This window comes from Stenotrophomonas sp. DR822 (assembly GCF_019793815.1).
Classification (GTDB): domain Bacteria; phylum Pseudomonadota; class Gammaproteobacteria; order Xanthomonadales; family Xanthomonadaceae; genus Stenotrophomonas; species Stenotrophomonas indicatrix.
This window is the reverse complement of the sequence record NZ_CP081826.1, coordinates 3,035,861-3,053,275: the sequence shown is the minus strand read 5'-3', so window position 1 is coordinate 3,053,275 and position 17,415 is coordinate 3,035,861. Positions and strand designations below refer to the sequence as shown.

Genomic DNA, 17,415 nt, shown 5'->3' with positions numbered 1-17,415 from the left:
TCCCGTGGGCCATACCCATACAAGATGATATCTTGTATGTAATGTATGGACGGAGGATGTGCCGCAGATGGCCGCCGACAAACTGAAGTTCCACCTGGTGATGGCCGGCTGCGGCGGGTTCGTCGTGCTGATGCTGGCCGCCCTGGCCTGGGTCTGCCTGCAACCGCAGACCGTGGATGTGCAGGCCGCCGAGCGCCACGCCATTGAACAGTGCCTGCAACGCAGCGAGGACGCGGCGCGCAGCGAGATCCAGCGCCGCGCCCAGGCCGACTCCTGCCGCGAGATGCGCAAGCAGTACGTGCACAAGTTCGGCGCGGACGGCTCCTGATGGGCGCAGCCGCGCCGCGCCCACGCCGTCCGATGCTGCCGGTGATGATCGCCCTCGCCTGCCTGTTCATGGCCGGCGTGGCGGTGGCACTGTGGCAGTACTTCGGCTATGGCGAGCAGTCCACGTTCGCCGAACAGGCCATCGTCTTCGATGACTCGCAGCTGCGGTTGCCGGCGGAACTGGCCGGCGACACCGGCCGCATCCGCGTGGTGCATTTCTGGGACCCGGCCTGCGGCGTGTGCAACCGCGAAACCGGTGCGCACCTGAGCTACCTGATCAGCATGTATCGCCGCGCCGGCATCGACTTCTATGCGATCCGCCGCCCCGGTACCCAGGGTGAACTGCCCGAGCCGCTGCGCAGCAAGGTGATCACCCTGCCGACCATTGACGGCATCGGGAACATTCCAGCCAGCCCGGCGGTGGCGATCTGGGACCGCCAGGGCCACCTGGCCTATGCCGGCCCGTACAGCATCGGCATGGTCTGCAATTCGGCCAACAGCTTCGTCGAACCGTTGCTGGACAAACTGGTGCGCGGGGAAACCGTGCGCCCGAAAGGACTGCTTGCCGTGGGCTGCTACTGCCCGTGGCAGGCCCAGCGCTGAGGACGCGCGATGACATCACCGACGCTGGCCGGCGCAGCCGCCACAAACAACAACGGCGGTCACCTGTCCGAACCGACCGATGGTTATGGACAGGCTCCCGCCGTTGGAAGCAACGATACGCCCCGACATCCTCCGTACATGCCGCGACCCGATGTCGCAGGGCCTGGCATTGCAGGGCTGGGCTGGGTGCAGGACGTGCACGTGCACAGCGGCCCGATCTACCTGCGCATCGTCAACACGCTGGAACGCACCATCAATCGTGGCGGCCTTGCGCCCGGGCAACGGCTGCCCTCGCAGCGCGCGTTGGCGCAGCAGCTCGGCGTGGACCTGACCACGGTGACCCGCGCGTTCGATGAAGCACGCAAGCGTGGGCTGATCGAAGCACGCGGGCCACAGGGCAGCTTCATCGCGCCGCCCAAGGCGGGCTTTGACCAGGCCGTCGATCTCAGCATGAACGTGCCACCGGTACCCGACGCCGATGCACTGGCGGAAATGCTGCGTCGAGGCGCAGCGGCGGTGCTTGCGCGCAGCAATGCGCCGAACCTGATGACCTATCACCTGGGCGGTGGCAACCCGACCGATCGCCACGCGGCGGCGCGCTGGCTGCAGCCGATGCTGGGCACGGTGGACGATGCTCGCCTGCTGCTGACCGAAGGCGCACAGGTGGCGCTGGCGGCGATCCTGCTCAGCCAGGGGCGCGAGGGCGATGCGATCCTCTGCGACCGGTTGGTGTATCCGGGTCTGCTGCAGGCCGCCGCCGCACTGGGACGGCGACTGGTCGCGGTGGAGGGCGACGAACATGGCATGTGCCCGGAGGCGCTGGCCCGCCGGGCGCGGGAATGCGGCGCGCGCCTGGTCTACCTCAACCCCACCTGCCAGAACCCGACGGCACTGACCGTGCCCACCACGCGGCGCGAAGCGCTGGCGCGGGTGCTGGAGCGCGAAGGCCTGCTGGCGATCGAGGACGATCCATACTGGCACCTGGCCGTCACTGCGCCCATTCCGCTGGCGACGCTGGCACCGCGACACGTGTTCCATGTGGCCACGCTTTCAAAGGTGATCAGCCCCGGCCTGCGTACCGCGTTCGTGCAATGCCCGGGCGCCGCCCATGCCGAGGCGATGGCCACCGCACTGCGTGCCACGCGGTTGATGGGCCATCCGCTGGTATCCGCGCTGGCCAGCCAGCTGCTGCTGGATGGGTCGGCGCAGGCGCTGCTGGCGCAGGTACGCGAGGAAGCACGCGAGCGCACGCGGATGGCGCGGTATCTGCTGGCACCCTCGTTGCTGGAGCGCGCCGATGGGCTGCATGCGTGGTGCCGGGTGCCAGCGCCATGGACCGACGCCACGCTGGTGCGTACGGCGCAGCTGCAGGGCCTGGCGATTGCGCCTTCATCGGCGTTCTGTCCGCCGGGCCCGCCGTTCGCGAGCGGGGTGCGGCTGTCGTTGGGATTGGCTGCGGACCGGCGGCAACTGGAAAACGCGCTGCGGCGGATCGATCGGTTGTTGTTGTCCGATGGGTTGCCGGCGATTGACCGCTAGTGGAAGGACATCCACGCATGGCGTGGATCTACTGGGCCTGTTCCGGTAGATGCGGTAGATGCCAACCCTGGTTGGCAATGCCCGTTCACGCCATGCGTGGGTACATCTGCAATCGTTGCCACCCCATTTCAGTAGATCCACGCCATGCGTGGATGGGTGTTGCGCCTACCCCAGCGCGGCCAACGCCTGCACCAGCGCATCCATCTGCGCGGGGCCGGTGAATACCGATGGTGTCACCCGCACGCAGGCGCCGGAGTCCAGGCCATCGCGATGGGTGGTGAATATCCGATGTTCATCCAGCAGCCGTTTCTGCAGCGCCAGGTTGTCTTCCACCGAGGCATGGCCACGCAGGCGGAAGCTGGCCAGTGCACTGGCCAGCGCCGGATCCGGCGACGACAGCACCTCGATATGCGCCATCTGCCGCGCCGCCACCGTCCAACGCTCACGCAGGTAGCGCAGCCGCGCCTGCTTGTTCGCTGCGCCGATGCGCTGATGCAGCGCGATGGCCTCCGGCAGCGCCAGATAGGCGGCGAAGTTGACCGTGCCGGTGTGCACGCGACTGCCCACGCGGCCGTCGTCGGTCTCACCCATGTACGGGTCCAGGTCGGCCACGCGTCCTTTGCGCACGTACATCGCGCCCACGCCCACCGGTGCGCCGATCCACTTGTGCAGGTTGATGCCAACGAAATCGCCCTTCAGGTCCGGCACCGCGTAGTCGATCTGGCCAAAGCCATGTGCGGCATCGACAATCACGTCGATGCCGCGCGCCCGCGCGCGCTCGGCGAGCTCGGCCACCGGCAGCACCAGCCCATGGCGGTGGCTGACTTGGGTCAGCAGTACCAGTTTCAGGCGCGGCAGGCGCGCGAACGCCTCATCGTAGGCCTGCAGGATCTGCTCATGGGTGGGCACCACCGGCAGTGCGATGCGCTCGACCTGCACGCCACGACGCTGCTGCAACCAGCGCATCGCGTTGATCATGCTGTCGTAGTCGATGTCGGCGTACAGCACCTGGTCGCCCGCGGCCAACCGGTTGTAGCCGCCGATCAGCGCGAGCATCGCTTCGGTGGCGCCACGGGTCAGCGCGATCTCGTCGGCGCCGACGCCAAGCATGTCGGCCACCTGCCGATGCACGGCCAGGTACTGCGCCGGGAACGCGTGGCGACCGTACCAGGCATTGCCCCGGTTCACTTCGGCGGTATGCCGCTGGTAGCTGGCCAGGGTCTGCTTGCCCATCGCGCCCCAGTAGCCGTTCTCCAGGTGGTTCACTTCATCGGTGATGTCGAAGTGGCTGGCGACGGCGGACCAGTACGACTCGTCACGGGCCAGCACATCCGGCGTCGTGGAAGGTGCAGGAATGTCCATCGGCACAGCGTAGCGCGCGGCTGCCGGAGCAGCCAGCGCGGCAAGCGCCACACTGGCCGGCAGCAGCACACCTGCGCGCAGCAGGGAGCGGCGGCTGCGGTCCATCAGAAGCTCAGCCGGTACTGCGCGTACACGTTGGCACCATCGGTGTCGTACGGCGCGTTGCGCGAATAGACCAGGCCACGGCTGGCCTGGAAGGTGGCTTCATCCGGGTAGCGGTCGAACACGTTGTCGGCGCCCACGCGCAGGCTGTGGTGTTCGTTGATGCGATAGCCCACGGCCAGGTCGAGGAAGGTCATCGCACCGAACTGTTGGTAGATATCGCCGGTGGCGTTGCCGGTGGAGTCGGTCCACTTGCCGTAATAGCGCACGCGTGCCATCAACGACCACGCGCCGACGTCCCAGCTGCCGGTGAAGCTGCCCTTGTGCTCGGGCAGGCGGTCTTCGAACAGCACGCGCTGGGTCTCGTTGGTGGCCACCGAGGTGCTGCCGTTGTCGACGCGGGTCTGGTTGTAGTTGTATGCCAGGGTCAGCGTCATCCGCCCTGCGCCGAGGTCGCGCAGGTAGTTGCCGACCACATCCACGCCGGTGGTGGTGGTGTCGAAATCGTTGGTGAAGTAGTTCACCGAGGTATAGCCCAGCGGGTTCGGCGTGCCGGCCGGAATGGCGAAGCTGGCCGACTGGCTGAAGCGGTCGCTGAGCGTGATCCGGTAGACATCGACCGACCCGGACAGGCCCAGGTCGGTGCGCCAGGTCAGGCCCAGCGAGGCCGTGCGCGATTCTTCCGGGGTGAGCGGCTTGGCACCCAGCAGCTGCGCCAACGGATCGCTGGGCGACAGGCGGCCGCTGGTGAAGATCTGCAGCGTGCGCGTGTCCAGGCCCTGGGTGGTGCTGGTGGTGTTGAGCTGGGCCGGCGTGGGCGCGCGGAAGCCGGTGGAGAGCGTGCCGCGCAGCGCCACTTCCGGGGTGATCGCAAAACGTGCCGACAGCTTGCCATCCACCGTGCTGCCGAAGCTGGAGAAGTCTTCATAGCGACCGGCCGCGCCGATGCTCCAGCGCTCGCCCAGCGGCACTTCCATGTCCACGTAGGCGGCCTTGCTGCGCTGGCTCCACTGCCCGGCCTGGCTGGCCGAGAAGCCCGGCGCGCCGTTGGAATTGGCTTCCAGGCCCGCCGCAGCGCCACGGCCCACCGCATACGAGGCCGGGTCGCCGGCGCGCACCTGGTAGGTCTCCTGGCGGAATTCGGCACCGAAGGCGACGTTGACCGGCTTCGACAGCGCAGCCACGTCCCATTCGTAGTTGAAGTCCGCATTGGCGTTCTTCTCGGTCTGGGTCAGCCGGCCGAGGTCGAAGGAGGTCGGGCTGTCCGGCCCCAGCGAGGCGTTGATGGAGTTGTCCAGGCTGTAGTCGATGGCATTGCGGCCATACGAGGCGCTCAGGTCCCAGCGCAGCCTGGGGGTGATCTCACCCCGCAGGCCCGCGACCAGCTGCAGGTCGTTCTGGGTGTTGCCGTACTGCGGGCTGAAGCCCACCGGATACAGCGAGCGCAGGTTCCAGCCCGGGAAGATGCTGGTCGTACGGTACGCGCCGGTGGTGGTATCGGGGTTGCGCCAGTTGAAATCGCTGACGCCGTCGCTGTGGCTGTACAGGCCGAAGGCATACAACTCCAGGGTGTCGCTGGCATTGGCCTTCAGGTTGAAGCCCACGCGGCGGCTTTCCAGCTCCGGCTGGCCCCAGCGCTGCACCGGGTTGGGCACGTCCAGTTCGGGATGCGCGGCCTGGAAGGCGATGGCGTCGGGACGCTGGCGCGTGCGTGAGGTCGCGTCGGAGTTGGACGATTCGGCGAACAGGGCGAGGCTGCCGTAGTCGCCCAGCGCCCAGCCGGTGCGCGCACTGAAGTCGCGCGAGGCGCCATCGCCCTGCGCGTACTGCGAATAGCCCGCAGTGATCTCGGTGCCCGGGCTGTCCTCCAGGATGATGTTGATGACACCGGCGATGGCATCCGAGCCGTACTGCGCCGACGCGCCATCGCGCAGCACTTCGATGCGCTTGATGGCGCTGGTTGGAATCTGCGCCAGGTCGGCGGCCTGTGCGCCGCGGTTGCCAAGCAACGCACTGCGATGGAAGCGGCGGCCGTTGACCAGCACCAGCGTCTGGTCCGGCGACAGGCCACGCAGCGTGGCCGGGCGCACGAATACCTGGCCATCGGCCATCGGCAGGCGCTGCACCACGAACGAAGGCACCAGCTGCGCCAGCACGTCCTTCAGGTCGGTGGAGTCGACCGACTGGATGTCCTGCTTGGTGAACACGTCCACCGGCGCCAGGGTTTCAAACTGGGTGCGGTTGGAGGCACGGGTACCGGTGACCAGCATCGCATCGAGCTGGGTGGGCGCAGCGGCGTTGCCACTGCTGCTGGTGCCTGCCGTTCCGGCATCTGCAGCGATCGCGCCTCCTGCGCTGACCAGACCAAGGGCGAGGAGGATGGAACGCGACAGCTTCGAACGATGCACGGCAGGACTCCGGGAAGGCACGACAGGGCCAGGTAGGACCTGGACAAGGCGCGCAGTCTCGGGGCGGGATGTGAAGCAGCGATGACGTGGAGACGACAGTTGCGACCGCTGGAGGTGCAGCCGCCGCCCATGCCTGGCTCTGCGCTATGCAGTGTCGTCGTCGAAGCCGAAGACGGCGGGCCGCACCGTGCGCAGCGGAATGAACAGCGCGATCACGAAAACGAACAGGAAAGGCGCGGAGAGGATGGCAGTGTCCTCGGTTCCGAAGGCAATCAGGTTCACCTGCAGTTGGCCGATCCACTCAAGGTCCATGAGCACCAGCACAAGGCCACCGATGGTGGGGCACGGCAGGCCGCCATGGCCTGCCATCAACAACGTGGGCGCCAGCAGTGCTGCCAGCAATGAGAACATCACCCGGTACAGCCAGGGGTCCCCGCGCCAGCGCGGTGCCCGCCGCCACATGAGCACCAGCAGCGCCAGTGGCAGCAGCGCCGGCAGCAGGGCAATCGCAATGATCATCACCATGCGGCGATCTGCGCGGTCTGGCTGATAGCGGTGACGTCCGGCATGTCCCTGGCCTCGATCGTGTCCATGAAGACCGCATTGTTGCCGGTGCAACGGCAAACGCAAAGCCCTGCCGGCGCAAGAACTGCTAAGCGCCCCACCCCGTCGATCCGGTACGCTGCCCGGCATTCGAATGAGGGACAGCGCGATGAGCGCGGCCGGCAAAGCGTTGTGGTACATCGAAAGCCATGCCGACAAGCCGCTGGCGCTGGCCGACATCGCGGCAGCCGCCGGACTGTCGCCCTTCCACCTGTCACGCCTGTTCCAGGCCCGCACCGGCACGTCGGTGGTGCGCTACCTGCGCGGACGCCGCCTGACCGCCGCCGCGCAACAGCTGGCCAACGGTGCCGGCGACATCCTGCAGGTGGCGTTGGCAGCCGGCTACAGCACGCATGCCGCGTTCACCCGTGCCTTCTGCGAGCAGTTCGGGCAGACCCCGGAGCGCGTGCGCGAGCAGGGCCTGCAGGAACTGGCACTGGTGCACGCGATCCGCCTCGACGACGCGCCACAGGCCTGCACCGAGGCGCCCAGGCTGATCGACTGCACGCCCTTCCAGGTGGCCGGCATCGGCATGCGCCACAGCCGCGACAGCGGCGGTGCGATTCCCGGGCAGTGGGCACAGCTCAACCGCGAATGGCCAACACCGGCGCCGGTCAGTTTCGGTGTGTGCTGCAACAGCGACGACGAGGGTGGCTTCGACTACATCGCAGCCTTGCCGGTGAATGCACTGCCATCGGTGCCTGCACACTGGCAGCGGGTGGATGTGCCTGCGCGCCGTTACCTGGTGGCCTGGCATGGCGGCCATATCTCCACCATCCGCTCGACCTGGTTCTGGCTGCTGGACCAGTACCTGCCGGCCAGCGACCTCCACCTGACCGACGCGCCGGATCTTGAACGCTACGACACCCGCTTCGACGAGCATACCGGCCATGGCGGCGTGGAGATCTGGCTGCCGGTCGATCACCGTCCTGACTGACCCGGAGAAACCGATGATGCGTGCGACACGATGGATGTTGACACTGCTGCTGGCTGCTCTGGCGCCGATGGCGATGGCGGCCGCTCCCACCATTGCCGGTGAACGTCATGGCGCGACAACGCTGAACAGCGCGGCGATCCGCGACGGTGCTCGGCGCGAGGTGCTGCGCTTCACCGTGTGGTACCCGGCAATGCCAGGCGGCGAAGAAACGCCGCTGACCATCGGGCCACCGGATGCGCCGCTGTTCGAGGTGGGGCGCGCGGCGAAGGATGCCCCCATTGCCGGCGGGCGCCTGCCAACCCTGTTGCTGTCGCATGGCAATGGCGGCACCGCGCGCATGATGGGGTGGCTGGGCACCGCGCTGGCGCGGGCCGGCTACCTGGTGATCGCCGTGGACCACCCCGGCAACAACGGCGCCGATGAGATGACGCTGGCCGGCAGCGTGCTGACCTGGCTGCGCGCCGACGACCTGAAGGCGGCGCTGGCGGCCGTGCAGGCCGACCCGCAGCTTGGGCCACATGTTGATGCATCGCGGCTGGGCGTGGTGGGCTATTCCGCCGGTGGCTTCACCGCACTGCTCAGCGCCGGCGCACGGCCGGACATGACGCGGCTGCTGGCGTTCTGCCAGGCGCACGCGGACGACGGCGTGTGCAGGCCGCAGCAGGAAGCGGCCGCGCATACGATGGCGGAGCGTCTTGCTGCGGCGGCGTCACCGCAACTGCAACCGTATGTGCAGCATGCACAGGATGATCGTTCGATTGCCGGCGTGCGCGCGGTGTTCGTGCTGGCGCCCGCCATCGTGCAGGCGTTTGCACCGGAGCAGCTGAAGGCGTTGCGGCAGCCGGTGATGATCGTGCTGGGTTCAGCGGATGAAGTGGCGCCGCCAGCGACCAACGGTGATGTGGCGGCGGCACTGATTCCGAAAGCAACGCTGCACGCGCTGCCCGGTGTCGGCCACTACGATTTCCTGTCTGCCTGCACGCCGCTGGCAGATGAGCGGCTGCAGGCGCTGTGCATGACTGCGGTACCGAAGGAGCGGACGCATGCCGTGGCGGTGGAAGACGCGGTGCGCTTCTTCGGGGAAGCCTTGCGCTGAAGGCAGTCGAGCACGGCTCGATGCCAGGGCTGGCAACAACGATTCGTTGCGCAGGTGATGACGCGGCGCAAAGGTGCGCGGGACTACACTGCCCCCAGCGCTCCACGGAGGATCGATCATGCGCCTGTTGCATCTCTCCCTGCCGGTATCCGATGTTGCCAGCGTCGCCGCGTACTTCCGCGACGTGCTGCAGCTGGAGGTGGCCGGCGACCAGGTCCGCATCGGCTGGAGCACGATCCAGCTGCAACCGGCCAATGGCCGTCCGGTAGGCGGCGTGCACCTGGCCTTCAATGTGCCGAACAACCGCTTCGCCGACGCCATGAGCTGGCTGCGTGCGCGCACGCCGTTGCAATGCAGTCCGGAAGGGCTGGACTACTTCGCACTGGAAAGCAGCTGGCAGTCGCAGTCGGTGTATTTCACCGGACCCGATGGCCTGATCCTGGAACTGATCGGCCGCAGGCGCTTGCCGGCCAGCGACCGCAGTGGCGCCTTCCATGGCAGCGAACTGACCTGCCTGAGCGAGGTCGGCCTGCCCAGCCATGATGTCGATGCGGTGCGCGAACAATCCAACCAACGCTTCGGCCTGCGGCCGATCAGCCCGCCGTCGCCCCAGTTCGCGCCGATGGGCGATGACGAGGGCCTGTTGATCGTAGTCGCTGCCGATCGCCGTTGGTTCCCCGAGCAGAAGGACCTGCCCAACGCGCAGGGCCTGCAGCTGCAGGTGGCCGATGTGAGCGGCAGCGGCGAACTGCACGATGGCGCGCTGGGCTGGCGGGTGCAGGCGGCCTGAGCTACCAGCTGCCCGAGGCGCCACCGCCTCCGCTGCGGCCGCCACCACCGGACCAGTCGCTGGAACTGCTTGAGGACGAACTGGACGAGGAGGTGCTGGAGGAGGAGCGGTAGCCTCTGGACGAACCCCGGCCGCCGCGGGCTTTTTCGCCGGGCAGCAGAGTGAACACCCAGATGAAGTACAGGAACAGCGTGCCCATGCTGGACACGATCGTCGCCAGCACGCGGGCATTCTCGTCGCCGGCACGGTCGATCGCCAGCAGCGCGCCCAGCGCATAGCCACCGGTCAGCAGCGCCAGCACCACCAAGCGGATGGCGAAGCTGTTGCGGTTCTTCCGCCAACGCGCGCGACCGGCCTGCACCAGGAAGAACACCAGCATGGCGGCGATGCCGACCGCCAGGTTCAGCAGCGTGTGCAGCGCAAGGCTGGGCGGCAACTGGCCGCGCACCAGCATCACCGCGTAGAAGCCGATGCTGACGGCCAGCATGCCGTACAGCACGATGCGTACGCCGCCGCTGCGACGCCAGCACCAGCCCAGCAGGGTTGCCACCGATACGGCGGGCAGCAGCACGAACAACAACGCCGGCAGCACGTGGCGCGGCAGCAGCAGCGACGCAGAAAGCCCCCCCGCGGCAATCACCGCCGTCACCAGCAGCGGTCTGCCCCACGCAGGCAATGTCGGCCACGTTGACCTGGGCATCGCCGCATTGGCTGCCAGTGCTTTGCGCCGCCGCTCGCGGCGGTTACCGATGAAATCGGCTTCGGTCCTGGTCGCCAGCAGAGGCGGTGGCGATCGCCACAGACCGGCCAGGAAGCCCGCCAGCAACGTCAGCGCGACGACTGAATCCCCCGTGCGCCAGTCCGCGGGCAACACGTTGCGTGCCGACGGATCGTCCCAGGGCGGCAGTTGCTCGCCGTCGACCAGCGCAACCAGCACGTGGGTGCCGTCCAGCACGCCCTGGTCCAGGTCTCCCTCGCGCAGCCGCGGCACGATCGCCTTGTCGATGATCCGCGCGGCATAGGCATCGGGAATGGTGCCTTCCAGGCCATAGCCGGTCTGGATGCGTACGCGCCGATCCTGCACCGCCACCAGCAGCAGCACGCCGTCATCGACACCGGCGCGGCCCAGCTGCCATTGGTCGAAGACCCGCTGTGCATAGGCTTCGATGCCTTCCTCGCCAACGCTGGGCACCACCAGCACCTGCAGTTGCGCGCCCTTGCGTGCCTGCAGCTGCAATGCCTGCTCGCGCAGCGCGGCGCGGGTGCTGGCGGACAGCGCATTGGCGGTGTCCATCACCGGGTCATTCAACGCGGGGACCGGGGCTGCCGCCAGCGCCAGCAGCGGCAGCAGGCAGAGCAGCAGTGCAAGCCATGCCCAGTGCCCTGCGTTGCGCCACTGCCGCAGCCGCCTCATGGGGCTGCCGCGCTCTGCACGTGCAGCGCACGACGTGGGGCCGACCCGTTGCTCGGCAATGACGGTGGTACACATGCTTCGGAACGGCATCGGTGTATTTCCTCACCCCGGAAAGGGAAAAGCCGGCCGGGTCGCCCCGGCCGGCCTCCTTTACCACACACCTCTTGTCAGGCAGCGCTCAACGGCCCATGGCCACTCGCTGCTGCTCGTCCTGCACGTGCTGCTGCGAGGGCTCATGCTTGGCCAGCAGTGCAGCACTGGTCTCCTGCACGCTTGGCGCCGTCTGGGTCATGTCCACCGCAGTGCGGAAGCCGGGAACGGTGCCCATCACGAATGCCTTGCCATCCTGCAAGGTCACGCCCTGCAGCTTCTCCGGCGAATCAATGCCAGCGGCCTTGGCCTGGGCAGTCACATGGGCGGCCATCTCGTTGCAGATCATGCCCGGCATGTGGCCGCGGATCGCGTTGTGCAGCGGCGTATCCGGATGCGCCTTGTCGCCCAGTTGCGGCCCTTTCGGCGCCGCCTCGGCATGGCTGCGGCCTTCGGCCAGCTTGCCCAGCGTGGCCGGACCGGCCACGCCGTCGGCGGAGAGCCCGTGCTGCTTCTGGTAGGCAGTCAGCGCATCGCGGGTATTGGCACCAAAGTTGCCATCCTCGCTCAGCCGGTTGCCGTGGCTGTCGCGCACGCCCAAGCGGTTGAGCTCCTTCTGCATGGCAGTCACTTCCTCGCCCTTGGCGCCCTGGCGCAGTACACCGCCGTGGTCGCCATCGTGCGCATGGCCCCCCTTGCCGGTTTCCTTCAGCTTGCCCTGGTCCCAGAAATCCTGCGGGCTGACCAGCTTGCCGTGCGGATCCTTCAACTGGTAATGCACGTGCTGGGCATACTGCCCTGCACCACCGGGGCCACGCCCACCCATGGTGCCGATCGGTTCGCCGGCCTTGATCGGCTGGCCCTCCTTCACCTGGGTCGACTGCAGGTGCAGGATCTCGTGCGAGTTGCCCTGCGCATCTCTGATCTTCACCGTGCCGTAGTCGCCACCGACAAAGGTCACCGTGCCGGAAATCGGCGCGTTGACGGTCGGATGCTGCAGGTTGCGGCCGTGCTGGCCACCGACGTAGTTGAAGTCGGTGCCGCCGTGCGGCTTGTGCGCACGGTGTTCGCCGAACTCACCGGTAACGTGCGGCTTGACCCCGTTCTGCGGGGGCAGCATCACCTGCATGGTCTGCTCGAAGGTGCGGGTCTGGCCTTCAGCATGTGCCGCTGCCGGCTTGGCCTGCGCCTGTGCAGCGGCGCCCACGGCGGCTGCGGTCTGGCCACCCTGGGACTGGCCGTGGGTCTGCGCCAGGCGCTGCTCCACGAACTGCTCGTACCTGTCCACGTATGGCATCACCTTCTTTTCGGAAAGGTTGAGGCCGCCGTAGTCGCGGGTCGGGCCATCGTGATGGTACTTGTAGATGTATTCCTCGCCCTGGCCGCGCTTGTGTGCCAGGTTGCGGTTGTCGATGTAGTGGTCAACCAATGCATCGGACTGGGCGCCGACGTCGAAGCGGTTGCGGTTGTTGAGGTGGTAGTGATTGCCGGTCTTGTCGATGAACTGGCCCAGGCCCGAGGCCGAGGTGGTGCCTGCGGCAGCATCGGGGTTGAATCCCGATTCCACGCGGGCGATGGCCAGTACATGTGCGGTTTCGCGCGGGGTCAGTCCCTTCTCGCGCGCCGACTCGATGAGCGTGTCGATCACCCGTGACTGCACTTCCGGGGTCGCATCGCCCCAGCGGCGGGAGTTCCCGTGCAGGCGCCCGTCGCTCTGGTCGATCGGCTCGCGGTAGTGGCTCCACGATTTGATGCGGTCACTGCTGTAGGCCGCCCCGCGGGGCTGGACCATGTCCTGGTAGATGTCTGCCATGTCTGTGCTATCCATTCTATGAAAAAGGGAATTTCCTTAAGGGGTACTGCTCCTGGTACTTCCGGTGTTGCGGTACTGCGCTCGCAGCGCACATGCGACGTCCTGCCGCTGCGCTCAGTCTTCGATGTAGTTCACCTCCGGGTGCTTGATGCCGAGCGTGTCGATCAGCTTCTCGTACTCGTCGTTGTTGGGCTCCTGCTCATCGCCTTCCGTGCCACGCAGCGGCGGCGTGCTGTGGGTCAGCTGGCGGCCACTGGCGTCGTACAGGTAGTACCACTCGCAGAAGCTGCAGCCGAACGGCAGTTCACCGTACTGCACGACGAAATACGGCGTGCCGCTCCGGTCCTGCACGCAGGCCAGTCCGACGGCGGTGTAGCCGTCCATTTCCTTGGGTACGGCAATGGCCTGGCGTGTGCCGTCCTTTTCGATTTCCAGCGTGGTCAGCCGGGAAGCGTCCGTGTCTTGGGTGGGCAGGGCCGCCAGGTGCAGGCGGGTGCCTTGGCAATCGATATGCATGCCGGTCTCATCGCGCGTAGGGGAGGTGGGAAGGGCGGCGGCCGCGGCAGCAGGTGCGGCCGGCGTCGTTGCCGGGTTCGAAGAAGCAGGGGGCGCCGCCGGCGCGGATGCCTCCGGGCCGCTGCAGGCAGCGAGCATCAGGGCCAGCACGGGGGCGACGGGAAACAGGCGCATGCGATGCTCCTTGGTGAACCACGCGACCCCCGCAGGCGGTCGCGCGGAGGATCAGATCGATTCGTCCTCACGCTTGACCAGCTGCCAGCACGGCTTCTGGGCAAAGGTGTAGGTCTGCTGGTCGCTGGTATCGGGAGTGCGCATCTGCACCTGCACCTGTCCGTCAGGCAGACGGGTGACCTGCATCTGGCGACCCTGCCGCTGCAGCGTGGCCGGATCCGGCATCACCGGCCATTCGACCTTGGCCAGTGGCACTTTCTCCTCCACCTTGCGCGGCTCCGGCTCGGCTTCGGCGTCGATGTGGCTGTCCAGCAGCGGATCGGCCGTGGACGTTTCCTGCAACGCGATCTCGTTGCCGAAGTGCTTGAGGAACTCGTCGAAGACCGGATGCGGGCAGTTGCCAGCGGCCTCTGCCGCGGTCGTGGCGGCCGGTGCGACGGGCGTCGTGGCCGCAGCCGTGCTGGTCGGAGCGGGTGCGGCGGCATCAGCGGGGGCAGCCTGCGGGGCGGGCTTGCAGCCCGACAGCGCAAGCCCCAACGCAAGGGCAAGCAGGGCAACGGGGCGAAGCTGGTTCACGGGATCCTCCTGATTCCGGGCGGTCGCGCGCGGTTCCGGCGCGGTAGGGAGGCAAGGATAGCCATGCCTTTGTCAATTCAGTTTCAACACACGCTGTCAGGAATATCCCGACACTCAGAAATGAGATGGATATCACATTATTATTGAAGCCATCGTCGTCGCGGCTGCCGCTAGACTACCCCGCCCCCCGCTTTGACCCTGGCCCGATGCGCGTATTCCTGCTTGTCCTCTCCCTGCTGGTACCTGCGCTGTGGCCCTGCTCGGTGGCCGCGTTGGAGGTCCAGGAAGGCGACCTGCTGTTCGTCACCGCCGGCCATGGCGGCCTGAGTGCGGCCATCGACGATGCGACCGGAAAACAAGGCGCGCCCAGCTTCGACCATGTCGCGCTGGTGGCCTCGGCACCGCAGGGCTGGGAGGTGCTGCACGCCGATGAGAAGGGCTCGCGCCGGCAGACGCTGGAACAGTTCCGCGAGGACGCGAGAGGCAAGCAGCGGCAGATCGTGGTCTATCGCCTGCGTGCGCCGCCGGACAATGCCATCGCCGATGCCGTGGCCACCGCGCGCACGATGCTGGGCAAACCGTACAACACGGCCTACGTGTTGAACGACGACAGTTACTACTGCTCGGATTTCATCGAGCGCGCGTTCCGTGCGCACCATGTGTTCGCACTGCAGCCGATGAACTTCCGCAACCCGCAGACCGGTGAGATCTCCCGGCACTGGGTTGATCTGTATCGCGGCATGGGCATGGAGGTGCCGCAGGGCCTGCCCGGTACCAACCCCAACGACATGTCTGCAGCACCGGCGCTGCAGCGGATCGGCGTACTGGAATAAGCGAAGCCCCGCGCGGGGCGGGGCTTCGTCGGTGATGGATGGCGGCTGCCAGGATCACTCTTCCTCGTCCTGCCCGCCCTGCTGCTGGTTCTGGTTGCGCTTCTGCTGTTCCTGCTGCTGTTGCTGCTGCTGGTCGCGGCCGCGCCCCTGCTGCTGATCCTGCTGGTTCTGCTGGCCCTGCTGCTTCTGGTTCGGGTTCTGGTTCTGCTGTGCCATGTCCGATCTCCAAATGCCACGCGCGGAATGCGGTGGACGGGGCAATCGTCGGCAGCGATGAGTTAACCATGCGTTGTGAGCGGGCTACACCCATGTGTACGTGCGTGAATGAACCGGCGCCAGCCCTTGCGGCACAAGCGACTGAAGGATTCATGCGGGTTTGGCATGTCGTCATGCTGCAATTGGAAACGAACGCATTCAGCGTTCTTGCCCGGCGCGGCGCGCGCAGCGGCGGCCTACGCCCATGGTCCCATTTGCAGCATGCAGGGCCGCCGCCTATCGTCGGAATGACGTCACCCCGGAGATGCGCATGGCCCGCGACACTGCAGCACGCCCCACCTACGAACAGGCACTGGCCGATTTCAGCATCGAGCGCGGACAGCGACAGTTGCACGGTGACCTGCAGACCGGCATCAACGCCTGCGTGGAGTGCTGCGACCGCCACTGCGGCCGCAGTGCGCTGGCGCTGCGCTGGGTGGACGCCCACGGTGCCCTGCATCGGTACACCTTCGAGGACCTGCGCGATGCCTCTGCGCGTGTTGCCCAGGTGCTGGCCGCGCAGGGCATCGGCAAGGGCGATGTGGTGGCCGGCCTGCTGCCGCGTACACCGGACCTGCTGGCGACCATCCTCGGCACCTGGCGGGTGGGTGCGATCTACCAGCCGCTGTTCACTGCGTTCGGCCCCAAGGCCATCGAAACACGGTTGAAAACCGGGCGCACCGCATTGGTGGTGACCGACAGCGCAAACCGCAGCAAGCTGGACGAGGTCGATGGCTGCCCGCCGGTCGCCACCCTCCTGGCATCGGAGCAGGCACTACGTGCCGGCGACATCGACTGGAACGCACGCACCGCCGATGCCACACCTGATTTCGCGCCGGTGATGCTGCGCGGCGATGCGCTGATGGCACTGCTGTCCACCTCCGGCACCACCGGCAGCCCCAAGGGCGTGCCGGTGCCGCTGCGCGCATTGCTGGCCTTTGCCAGTTACATGCAGTTGGCCGTGGACCTCCGGCCAGAGGACGTGTTCTGGAACATCGCCGATCCCGGCTGGGCCTATGGGCTGTATTACGCCGTGATCGGCCCGCTGCTGCTGGGCCAGGCCACCACCTTCAGCGAAGCCGGTTTCAGCGTGCAGGGGCTGAACTCCATCGTCGCGCGGCTGGGTGTCACCAATCTTGCCGGCTCGCCCACAGCGTACCGGCAGATCATCGCCGCCGGGCCCGAGGCCAGTGCGACCATCAACGGCAAGCTGCGGGTGGTGAGCAGCGCCGGCGAACCGCTGAACCCGGAGATCGCCCGTTGGTTCGCCGCCCATCTGGGCACCACGGTGCTCGACCACTACGGCCAGACCGAGACCGGCATGGTGGTCAACAACCACCACGCACTGGACCACGCCGTGCGATCGGGATCATCGGGCTTTGCGATGCCCGGTTACCGCGTGGCGGTACTGGACGATGCCGGCAACGAACTGCCGCCGCGCACGCCCGGTATCCTCGCCATAGACCTGCAGCAGTCGCCGATCATGTGGTTCACCGGCTACTACGGTGCCGACACACCGGCGCTGGGCGATCGCTACTACCTCACCGGTGATTCGGTGGAATGCGAGGACGACGGCTCGATCAGTTTCATCGGCCGCTCGGACGATCTGATCACCTCGTCGGGCTATCGCATCGGTCCATTCGATGTGGAGAGCGTGCTGATGGAACACCCTGCGGTGGCGGAAACGGCGGTGATCGGCGTACCCGATCCAGAGCGCACCGAGATCGTCAAAGCGTTCGTGGTCCTGCGCGCTGGGTTCAGCGGCAGCGACACGCTGGCGCAGGAACTGCAGCAGCATGTGCGGCGACGGCTGTCCGCCCATGCGTACCCGCGCCAGGTGGCGTTCGTGGCGGAACTGCCGAAGACGCCCAGCGGCAAGCTGCAGCGCTTCCTGCTGCGCAAGGCCGAGATCGAGAAGCAGGCGGCGGCTGGCTGACGGTCTCCGGGGTCGGATCCTCTCCAGCGGAGAGGCTCTGG

General features: G+C 67.2%; 16 protein-coding genes. 8 read left to right on the top strand and 8 right to left on the bottom strand.

Features of this window, described 5'->3' with window-relative positions:
* Positions 1–67 precede the first annotated feature (67 nt).
* From K5K93_RS13980 to K5K93_RS13970, 3 genes are read left to right on the top strand one after another with little or no spacing between them, the layout of a single operon-like run.
* Complete coding sequence (locus K5K93_RS13980) at positions 68–328, top strand: hypothetical protein (protein WP_025877432.1); 261 nt, start codon at positions 68–70, stop codon at positions 326–328.
* Positions 328–930 (top strand): DUF6436 domain-containing protein, encoded by a 603-nt coding sequence (locus K5K93_RS13975; protein ID WP_222388205.1) that lies wholly within the window; start codon positions 328–330, stop codon positions 928–930. Before K5K93_RS13980 ends, K5K93_RS13975 begins: the two co-directional genes overlap by 1 nt.
* 9 nt (positions 931–939) lie before the next feature.
* A complete protein-coding gene (locus tag K5K93_RS13970; protein ID WP_222388204.1) occupies positions 940–2,469 on the top strand; it encodes a PLP-dependent aminotransferase family protein in 1,530 nt (509 codons plus the stop codon).
* 165 nt (positions 2,470–2,634) lie between these two features.
* Here the strand turns inward: K5K93_RS13970 and K5K93_RS13965 are convergent, their stop codons facing one another.
* The 3 genes from K5K93_RS13965 to K5K93_RS20290 all read right to left on the bottom strand — a co-directional run bounded on the left by K5K93_RS13965 (position 2,635) and on the right by K5K93_RS20290 (position 7,085).
* Positions 2,635–3,936: an aminotransferase class V-fold PLP-dependent enzyme gene (locus K5K93_RS13965; RefSeq protein WP_222388203.1), complete on the bottom strand. Its 1,302-nt coding sequence runs from the start codon at positions 3,934–3,936 to the stop codon at positions 2,635–2,637.
* On the bottom strand, positions 3,936–6,341 hold the full coding sequence (locus K5K93_RS13960; protein ID WP_222388202.1) for a TonB-dependent receptor: 2,406 nt from the start codon (positions 6,339–6,341) through the stop codon (positions 3,936–3,938). Before K5K93_RS13960 ends, K5K93_RS13965 begins: the two co-directional genes overlap by 1 nt.
* Positions 6,342–6,485: 144 nt before the next feature.
* A complete protein-coding gene (locus tag K5K93_RS20290) occupies positions 6,486–7,085 on the bottom strand; it encodes a hypothetical protein (RefSeq protein ID WP_261311851.1) in 600 nt (199 codons plus the stop codon).
* Between K5K93_RS20290 and K5K93_RS13950 the strand changes: the two genes are divergently transcribed.
* The 3 genes from K5K93_RS13950 (at position 7,054) to K5K93_RS13940 (ending at position 9,767) form a co-directional block, all read left to right on the top strand.
* Complete coding sequence (locus K5K93_RS13950; protein ID WP_222388201.1) at positions 7,054–7,881, top strand: AraC family transcriptional regulator; 828 nt, start codon at positions 7,054–7,056, stop codon at positions 7,879–7,881. The two genes, K5K93_RS20290 and K5K93_RS13950, sit on opposite strands and share 32 nt — an antisense overlap.
* A 16-nt stretch (positions 7,882–7,897) precedes the next feature.
* Positions 7,898–8,977, top strand: coding sequence for an alpha/beta fold hydrolase (locus tag K5K93_RS13945; RefSeq protein ID WP_222388200.1), 1,080 nt, complete (start codon positions 7,898–7,900; stop codon positions 8,975–8,977).
* A 118-nt stretch (positions 8,978–9,095) separates the two neighbouring features.
* Positions 9,096–9,767, top strand: coding sequence for a VOC family protein (locus K5K93_RS13940; RefSeq protein ID WP_222388199.1), 672 nt, complete (start codon positions 9,096–9,098; stop codon positions 9,765–9,767).
* A 1-nt stretch (position 9,768) separates the two neighbouring features.
* Here K5K93_RS13940 and K5K93_RS13935 read toward each other — a convergent pair whose 3' ends face one another.
* The 4 genes from K5K93_RS13935 to K5K93_RS13920 all read right to left on the bottom strand — a co-directional run bounded on the left by K5K93_RS13935 (position 9,769) and on the right by K5K93_RS13920 (position 14,350).
* Positions 9,769–11,181 carry a TPM domain-containing protein gene (locus K5K93_RS13935; RefSeq protein WP_261311850.1) on the bottom strand — a complete coding sequence of 471 codons (1,413 nt, stop codon included), beginning with the start codon at positions 11,179–11,181 and terminating at the stop codon, positions 9,769–9,771.
* 178 nt (positions 11,182–11,359) lie between these two features.
* Entirely contained in the window at positions 11,360–13,084 is a 1,725-nt protein-coding gene (locus tag K5K93_RS13930; protein ID WP_222388197.1) for a peptidoglycan-binding protein, read from the bottom strand.
* 114 nt (positions 13,085–13,198) lie between these two features.
* Positions 13,199–13,774 (bottom strand): hypothetical protein, encoded by a 576-nt coding sequence (locus K5K93_RS13925; RefSeq protein WP_261311849.1) that lies wholly within the window; start codon positions 13,772–13,774, stop codon positions 13,199–13,201.
* Positions 13,775–13,825: 51 nt separating this feature from the next.
* Positions 13,826–14,350, bottom strand: a complete 525-nt coding sequence (locus tag K5K93_RS13920; RefSeq protein WP_222388196.1) for a hypothetical protein — start codon at positions 14,348–14,350, stop codon at positions 13,826–13,828.
* 206 nt (positions 14,351–14,556) lie between these two features.
* On the opposite strand from K5K93_RS13920, the gene K5K93_RS13915 reads away from it, so the two are divergent.
* Positions 14,557–15,183, top strand: a complete 627-nt coding sequence (locus K5K93_RS13915; protein WP_222388195.1) for a YiiX/YebB-like N1pC/P60 family cysteine hydrolase — start codon at positions 14,557–14,559, stop codon at positions 15,181–15,183.
* Between the two features lie 54 nt (positions 15,184–15,237).
* On the opposite strand, the gene K5K93_RS13910 is transcribed toward K5K93_RS13915, so the two are convergent.
* Positions 15,238–15,399 carry a hypothetical protein gene (locus tag K5K93_RS13910; protein WP_164745118.1) on the bottom strand — a complete coding sequence of 54 codons (162 nt, stop codon included), beginning with the start codon at positions 15,397–15,399 and terminating at the stop codon, positions 15,238–15,240.
* A 310-nt stretch (positions 15,400–15,709) separates the two neighbouring features.
* On the opposite strand from K5K93_RS13910, the gene K5K93_RS13905 reads away from it, so the two are divergent.
* A complete protein-coding gene (locus K5K93_RS13905; protein WP_222388194.1) occupies positions 15,710–17,374 on the top strand; it encodes an AMP-binding protein in 1,665 nt (554 codons plus the stop codon).
* The last annotated feature ends 41 nt before the right edge of the window (positions 17,375–17,415 follow it).